The following is a 7,705-nucleotide window of genomic DNA, read 5'->3' as shown; positions in this document are numbered from 1 at the left end:
CCGCCGGCGCCGGCGGCAGCGTGCTGCACCTCTTCGTCGGGAACGTCGTGGACGCCGCCTTCGCCACCCACGACGAGGTCCACCACGGTCCCCGTTCCCAGTCCGGCGCGATCGCCCATCTCCCGCTCGCGGGCGGCACGGAACGCTGCGACTGCGGCCGGACCGGCTGCCTGCAGGCCGAGTTGAGCGAGCGGACCCTGTGCAGGAGGGCGCGCGAGGCCGGGATCATCCGGACCTCCGACCCCATGCACATCCTCGCCGCGGCGGCCGGCGGCGACCCCGTCGCCGTACGCCTGCTGCTGCACCGCGCCCGGATGGTCGGCCGTGCGGCGGGGCTCCTGCTCGACGTGCTCAACCCGGACACGGTCGTCGTCACGGAGATGGGCGCCGTCCACCGGGAGGACTGCCTCGCCGCCCTGCGCGAGGAGGTCGGTCCCGACCGGGCGGCGGCCGTCGTGCCGACCAGTTTTCCGGACTCCGTACTCGCCGTGGCCGGGGGATCGGTGGCCTTGGACGTGCTCTACCGGGATCCGCTGAGCGCGCCGTCGAACACGCCGTCGAGCACACCGTCCATCAGGTCCTCGACCGCCTCACCGGGGACGATTTAATTCAGAAAATCCGAATGTTGACAGGCCCCCACCAGGCCAGGAGCATCGTGTTCATGAGCTGTCGCACCTTCTGTTGCTGACGCGTTGACGCACTGACGACGATCGATCCGCGTTACTCGCCGATCCGTCCGCGGTCCTCGCCGATCCGTCAGCGTCCTTTGGCCACCACCGCCACACCGCACCACACCGACGCCACGCCCTCCGCGTGCGCTTCCACGTGTGCCCACCCCTGCGCACCTTCCGCGTTCCCGGCTTCGCCCTGCCCGGAATTGACGGGAATGCCCGGAGTCCCGCGTATCTGCCTGCCCCGATGAATTCAGGGAGTCCTCCCATGCCACCTCCGTCCGCCTCCGGTGTCGACCGGCGTCTCTTCCTCTCGTCCCTGCTCGGGGCCGCCGCCGCGGCCGGGCTCAGCGGCTGCGCGGGCAGCAGCGCCGCCGACACCGGGGTCAAGGGGTCCACGTCCGCCCCGCTGGCGGACAAGGTCCCGTCCGGTACGAGCCTGAAGATCGCCTCCTACCAAGGTGTCCAGCAGCTGCAGTTCAAGCTCGCGGGCCTGTCCGACCTGCCGTTCAAGGTGGCCGACTGGCCGAACCTCGGCGCCGGACCCGATGTCATCAACGCCTTCCGCGCCAAGTCCCTGGACGTCGGCAACAACGCGGGCATCCCGCCCATCCAGGCGCACTACCAGGGCTTCGACGCGAAGATCGTCGCGATCAACGTCACCCGCAAGCCCAACTACCTCTTCGCCACCAAGCCCGGCAGCGACATCCAGGACGTCCAGGGCTTCAAGGGAAAGAAGCTCGCCTTCTCTCAGGGACAGGCGCAGGGGGTCGTACTGCTGCGGGCGTTGAAGGAGGCCGGGCTGGCGTACGACGACGTCGATCTGGTGCCGCTGACCAGCAACCAGTTCCTCACCGCGCTCCAGGCGGGCCAGGTGGACATCGCCCCGCTCGCCAACGCCCAGTCACCCGCGTACCTCAAGCAGTACGGGTCCAAGGGCGCCCATCTCATCACCACGGACGTCGTGGACCTGCTGAACCTGCTGTGGGCGCCCACCTCCGTGCTCGCCGACCCCGCGAAGGCCGCCGCCGTCGCCGCGTACATCCCGCGCTGGGCGAAGGGCGCGGTGTGGGCGTACGAGCACCCCGACGCCTGGAACGAGGAGTTCTACGTGAAGACGCAGAACCTCACGCTCGCGCAGGCGCGGTCGATCACCGAGCTCGCCAACAAACCGCTGTTCCCGCCGAGTTGGGACGAAGCGGTGAAGTGGGAGCAGGAGACCGCCGACCTGCTGGCCGAGGGCGGCTTCGTGAAGGGGTTCAAGGTCGACTCCCTCTTCGACCGGCGCTTCGAGGGCATCGCGGCGAAGTCCGTACCGGCGGAGTACCGGAGGTGAGCGCCGTGACCACGACCACTACCGCAACCGCGACCGGCGCCACGGCCGCCACCACTCCCTTCGCGGCCACCGTGGGAAATCCCCAGGTCCGCAGGCGTCGCCGGCTCTCTCCTGGCAAGCGGCTGCCCGCCACCCGCTTCCTCGGTCCGGCCCTGCTGCTCGCGCTGTGGGCCGCCGCCTCCGCCGCCGGGCAGCTCGATCCTGGTGCGATTCCGGCGCCCTGGACGGTGCTGGAGACCGGCGTCCATCTGTGGACCGACGGGACACTGCCCACCGACATCCTGACCTCGCTGCAACGCGCCGGTTCCGGCTTCGCGATCGGCCTGGCCGCGGGTATCGCCCTCGCGCTGGCGTCCGGGCTCAGCCGGACCGGCGAGGCGCTGATCGACGGGTCGGTGCAACTCAACCGGGCGATACCGACGCTCGGTCTGATCCCGCTGTTCATCCTCTGGCTGGGCATCGGCGAGACCTTCAAGATCGCCATCATCGCGATCGTCGTCTACATCCCGATCTACCTGAACACGCACGCCGCGCTCTCCGGCATCGACAGCCGTTTCGTCGAACTCGCCGAGGTCCAGGGCCTGTCGAGGTACGCCTTCATCCGGCGGATCGTCATCCCGGGCGCGCTGCCCGGCTTCTTCGTCGGGCTGCGGCTCGGGGTGACCGGCTCCTGGCTGGGCCTGGTCGTGCTGGAGCAGATCAACGCCACCAGCGGACTCGGCTACATGATGTTCCAGGCCCAGAACTACGGCCAGACGGACGTCATCCTCGTCGGCCTGGTCGTCTACGGCATCTTCGGCCTGATCTCCGACAGCGCGGTCCGTCTGATCGAACGGAGGGTGCTGTCATGGCGCCGCACGCTGAGCAGCTGACCCGTCCGGCCGTCCAACTCCTGGGTCTGACAAGGTCGTTCGACGGAAGGACCGTCCTCGACGGCATCGACCTCGACCTTCCCGCCGGACAGTTCACCGCGCTGCTCGGGCACAGCGGCTCCGGAAAGAGCACGCTGCTGCGGGCGGTCGCGGGACTCGATCACGAGGTCGCGGGAAGCGGTCAACTCACCGCCCCCTCAAGGGTGTCCGTGGTCTTCCAGGACTCCCGGCTGCTGCCCTGGCAGCGCGTCCTCGACAACGTCCTGCTCGGTCTCGACGGCAAGGAGGCCGAGCAGCGGGGCCGTGCCGCCCTCGCCGAAGTGGGGCTCGCGGGCCGCGAACGGGCCTGGCCCAACGAGCTGTCCGGCGGTGAGGCCCAGCGGGCCGCGCTGGCCCGCTCCCTCGTCCGTGAGCCCGAACTCCTGCTGGCCGACGAGCCGTTCGGCGCGCTGGACGCGCTCACCCGGATCCGTATGCACACCCTGCTGCGCGAACTGTGGGAGCGCCACCGGCCCTCCGTCCTGCTCGTCACCCACGACGTGGACGAGGCGATCGTGCTGGCCGACCGGGTGCTCGTGCTCGACGAGGGCCGCATCGGCCTCGACCTGACCATCGACCGCCCGCACCCCCGCTCGTACCGCGACCCACTGCTCGGCGAGTACCGCGAACGGCTCCTCACCGCCCTCGGCGTCACGGAGCACCACGACCACCACGAGACCGACGGGACCGACGGGGCCCACGGGACCGAGGGGACCGGCAGGGCCGACGACCACCAGAAGCGCCACGATCGCCACGAGCACCATGAGCACGCGGAGGACCCCAAGTGACCGAGCGCAGACTGCATCTCAACGCCTTCCTCATGAACACCGGTCACCACGAGGCCTCGTGGCGGCTCCCGGAGAGCGATCCGTACGCCCATGTGGAACTCGGCCACTACGTCCACCTGGCCCGGATCGCCGAACGCGGGACCTTCGACTCGCTCTTCCTCGCCGACGGGCCGCAGTTGTGGGGCAACCTCGCCCAGCGGCCGGCCGGCGCCCTGGAGCCGCTCACCCTCCTCACCGCGCTGGCGACGGCCACCGAGCACATCGGCCTGATCGCCACCGCCTCCACCTCCTACAACTCGCCCTACAACCTGGCCCGCAAGTTCGCCTCGCTCGACATCATCAGCGGCGGCCGGGCGGGCTGGAACATCGTCACCACGGCGGGCGCCGAGGCCGCCCGCAACTTCGGTCTCGACGCGGAGCCCGCGCACGCCGAGCGGTACGCGCGTGCCGCCGAGTTCCTCGACGTGGCCCTGAAGCTCTGGGACAGCTGGGAGGACGACGCGATCGTCGCCGACAAGGCGTCCGGCGTCTGGGGCGACGACACGAGAGTCCACCCCGCCCGGCACAAGGGCCGTTACTTCAGCGTTGAGGGCGCCCTCAACGTGCCGCGCACACCGCAGGGTTACCCGCTCCTGGTGCAGGCGGGGTCGAGCGAGGACGGCAAGGAGTTCGCCGCCCGGTACGCGGAGGCCGTGTTCACCGCCCAGCAGACCATCGAGGACGCGCAGGCCTTCTACGCCGACCTCAAGTCCCGTACGGCGGCGGCCGGTCGGGACCCCGGCCACATCAAGGTGCTGCCCGGCATCGTCCCCGTCATCGGTTCGACGGAGACCGAGGCGCTGGCGGCCGAGCAGGTCCTGGAGGACCACATCGTGTACGCGCACGGTGTGGGCCGCCTGGAAGCCCTGCTCCAACTGCCGCCGGGGACACTGGAGTTGGATGCCGAGCTCCCCTCCGACCTGCCTCCGGAGAGCGTCATCGAGGGCGCCAAGAGCCGCTACACGCTTGTAGTGGAGCTGGCCCGGCGCGAGCGCCTCACCGTGCGGCAGCTGATCGGGCGACTCGGCGGCGGGCGCGGGCACCTCACCTTCGCCGGGACGCCCGAGCAGGTCGCCGACGCCATCGAGCAGTGGTTCACGCACGGCGCCGCCGACGGCTTCAACATCATGCCCGCCGTCCTGCCGTCCGGCCTCGACGCCTTCGTCGACCACGTCGTCCCGCTCCTGCGCGCCCGCGGCCTGCTTCGCGAGGAGTACGGCCCCCGGCAGACCCTGCGCGAGAGATACGGACTCCCGCGCCCCGCCAACCAGTACGTCACCGCCCCAGCCCCAGCGCTCGCCCGAGTCTGAGCCCGAGCCCGACTCCGAGCCCGCTCCCCCTCCCGCTCCCGCTCCCGCTCCCGCTCCCGAAAGGAACCCCATGTCCGACATCGAGATCCACAAGGTCACCGCGAGGATCGGCGCCCGGATATCCGGCGTCGACATCTCGAAGCCGCTCGACCACGAGACCGTCACCGCCCTCCGCGACGCCCTCAACGTCCACAAGGCCCTGGTCTTCGACGACGTACACCTCGACGACGAGGGACAGCAGGCCTTCGCCCGTCACTTCGGCGACCTGACCACCGCCCACCCGACCGTGCCCCCCGTCGAGGGCGCCCCGAACGTGCTGCCCGTCGACAGCGAGCGCGGCCGGGCCGCCAACAACTGGCACACCGACGTCACGTTCGTCCTCAACCCGCCGCAGGCCAGCACCCTGCGCAGCATCACGATCCCGCCGTACGGGGGCGAGACGCTGATCGCCAGCTCGGCCGCCGCCTACCGCAACCTGCCCGAACCGCTCCGGCTGCTCGCCGACACCCTGTGGGCCGAGCACACCAACGACTACGACTACGCGGTGCCCGAGGAGGACGTGGACGAGCAACAGGCCGCCCAGCGCGCCCAGTTCACCTCCATCAAGTACCGCACCGCCCACCCCGTCGTCCGCGTCCACCCGCTGACCGGTGAGCGCGGGCTGTTCATCGGCGGCTTCGCGCAGCGGATCGTCGGCCTGTCCGTGAGCGAGTCCCGCAAGGTCCTCGACCTGCTCCAGGCGTACGTCACCCGGCCCGAGAACGTCCTGCGCCACCGCTGGTCCCCGAACCAGCTCGTCCTCTTCGACAACCGCATCACCCAGCACTACGCCATCGACAACTACGACGGCCTGCCGCGCCGCCTGAACCGGGTGACGGTCGCCGGTGACGTACCGGTCGGCATCGAGGGCAAGGAGAGCTACTCGATCGCGGGGGACGCCTCGCACTACACGTCGGTCGCCACGTACGCGACGGTCGCGTAATCGGAATCTCGCACTCCGTGTCGAGGCCGTCCACATAGTGGGCGGCCTCTCCGTGCGGGCGGAGGGGCTGCCCAGACTGTGGGCGTTTTTGCCCTCGCACGCAAGGGACCACCCGCACCCATGTCCCGTACCACCCACGAACCCGCGCCCGGCACTCCCGGCACTCCCGGATCTCCCGGATCTCCCGGATCTCCCGGATCTCCCGGATCTCCCGGATCTCCGGGAGATCCCGACGCGGATGTCTCGCTCTCGCACGGCCTCAAGCAGCGCCATCTGTCGATGATCGCCCTCGGCGGAGTGATCGGCGCGGGCCTGTTCGTCGGCTCCGGCGCCGGCATCGCCGCCGCCGGCCCGTCGATCGTCGTCGCGTACGCCGTCTCCGGTCTGCTCGTCATGCTGGTGATGCGGATGCTCGGCGAGATGTCGGCCGCGTATCCGTCGTCCGGTTCCTTCTCGGCGCACGCCGAGCGGGCGATCGGGCCGTGGGCCGGGTTCACCGCCGGCTGGTCGTTCTGGGTGCTGCTCTGCACGGCCGTCGGCCTGGAGGGCATCGGCGCCGCGAAGATCGTGACGGGCTGGCTGCCGGGCACGCCGGAGTGGGCCTGGGTGGCCCTCTTCATGGTCGTCTTCTGTGCCGCGAACCTGGCCGCGGTGAAGAACTTCGGCGAGTTCGAGTTCTGGTTCGCCGCGCTGAAGGTGGGCGCGATCACGCTGTTCCTGGTGCTCGGCGTGCTGGCGATCGCCGGGGTCCTGCCTGGCACCGACTCCCCCGGCCTCACGAACCTCACCGGCGAGGGCGGCTTCCTGCCGAACGGCGGCGAGGGGCTCGTCATCGGTCTGCTCGCCTCCGTCTTCGCGTACGGCGGTCTGGAGACCGTCACCATCGCGGCGGCCGAGTCGCAGGACCCGGTGCGGGGTGTCGCGAGCGCCGTGCGCACCGCGATGTGGCGCATCGCGCTCTTCTACATCGGCTCGATGGCGGTCATCGTCACGCTCGTCCCGTGGGACTCGAAGGCGGTCGTCGAGAAGGGCCCGTACGTCGCCGCCCTCGACCACCTGGGCATCCCGGGCGCGGGCCAGCTGATGAACGTGGTCGTGCTGGTCGCCCTGCTCTCGGCGATGAACGCCAACATCTACGGCTCCTCGCGCATCGCGTACTCGCTGGTGCGGCGGGGGCAGGGACCGAAGGCCCTCGGCCACGTGTCGGGAGGCGTCCCGCGGACCGCTGTCCTCGCCTCCTCCGTCTTCGGCTTCGTCTGCGTCCTGCTGAGCTACTGGCGCCCCGACGACGTCTTCCCCTGGCTCCTGAACATGATCGGCGCGGTGATCCTGGTCGTCTGGATCTTCATCGCGGTCTCCGAGCTCCGCCTGCGCCGCAACCTGGAACGCGAGGCCCCGGAGAAGCTGGTCGTACGGATGTGGGCTTTCCCGGTCCTGACCTGGGCAGCCCTCGCGGGCATGCTGGCGATCCTCATCCTGATGGCCCGAGAACCGGACACCCGGATCCAGCTGTACTCGACAGGCGCGATGACCCTGGCGCTGGCGGCGGCGGGCTACACCTGGCAGAAGACACGAGCGAACCGCGCCCTCTAGGGGCGCGGGGAACGGCGCAATCCTTTGGCTTTCAGGGGCGCGGGGAACTGCGCGGCCAGCCGCAGCGGACCCGCA

The 7,705-nt window shown here is 70.4% G+C and carries 7 protein-coding genes; all 7 read left to right on the top strand.

Annotated elements, in window-relative coordinates; translation table 11 throughout:
- The coding region (locus tag AOK17_RS44965) for an ROK family protein (RefSeq protein ID WP_157881540.1) at positions 1 to 608 on the top strand (608 nt) is incomplete at its 5' end.
- A 331-nt stretch (positions 609 to 939) separates the two neighbouring features.
- Positions 940 to 2,007 carry an ABC transporter substrate-binding protein gene (locus tag AOK17_RS44960; RefSeq protein WP_055618433.1) on the top strand — a complete coding sequence of 356 codons (1,068 nt, stop codon included), beginning with the start codon at positions 940 to 942 and terminating at the stop codon, positions 2,005 to 2,007.
- Positions 2,004 to 2,879: an ABC transporter permease gene (locus AOK17_RS44955; protein WP_055618432.1), complete on the top strand. Its 876-nt coding sequence runs from the start codon at positions 2,004 to 2,006 to the stop codon at positions 2,877 to 2,879. The genes AOK17_RS44960 and AOK17_RS44955 overlap by 4 nt, the downstream gene beginning before the upstream one ends.
- Positions 2,855 to 3,706, top strand: coding sequence for an ABC transporter ATP-binding protein (locus tag AOK17_RS44950; protein WP_245697791.1), 852 nt, complete (start codon positions 2,855 to 2,857; stop codon positions 3,704 to 3,706). The genes AOK17_RS44955 and AOK17_RS44950 overlap by 25 nt, the downstream gene beginning before the upstream one ends.
- On the top strand, positions 3,703 to 5,055 hold the full coding sequence (locus AOK17_RS44945) for an LLM class flavin-dependent oxidoreductase (RefSeq protein WP_107102667.1): 1,353 nt from the start codon (positions 3,703 to 3,705) through the stop codon (positions 5,053 to 5,055). The genes AOK17_RS44950 and AOK17_RS44945 overlap by 4 nt, the downstream gene beginning before the upstream one ends.
- Positions 5,056 to 5,125: 70 nt before the next feature.
- A complete protein-coding gene (locus tag AOK17_RS44940; protein ID WP_055618431.1) occupies positions 5,126 to 6,037 on the top strand; it encodes a TauD/TfdA dioxygenase family protein in 912 nt (303 codons plus the stop codon).
- Positions 6,038 to 6,157: 120 nt separating this feature from the next.
- A complete protein-coding gene (locus AOK17_RS44935) occupies positions 6,158 to 7,630 on the top strand; it encodes an amino acid permease (RefSeq protein WP_079053648.1) in 1,473 nt (490 codons plus the stop codon).
- The last annotated feature ends 75 nt before the right edge of the window (positions 7,631 to 7,705 follow it).

The sequence above is a fragment of the Streptomyces phaeochromogenes genome (genome assembly GCF_001418655.1).
Lineage (GTDB): Bacteria > Actinomycetota > Actinomycetes > Streptomycetales > Streptomycetaceae > Streptomyces > Streptomyces phaeochromogenes.
This window is presented reverse-complemented; position numbering and strand designations above follow the sequence as displayed.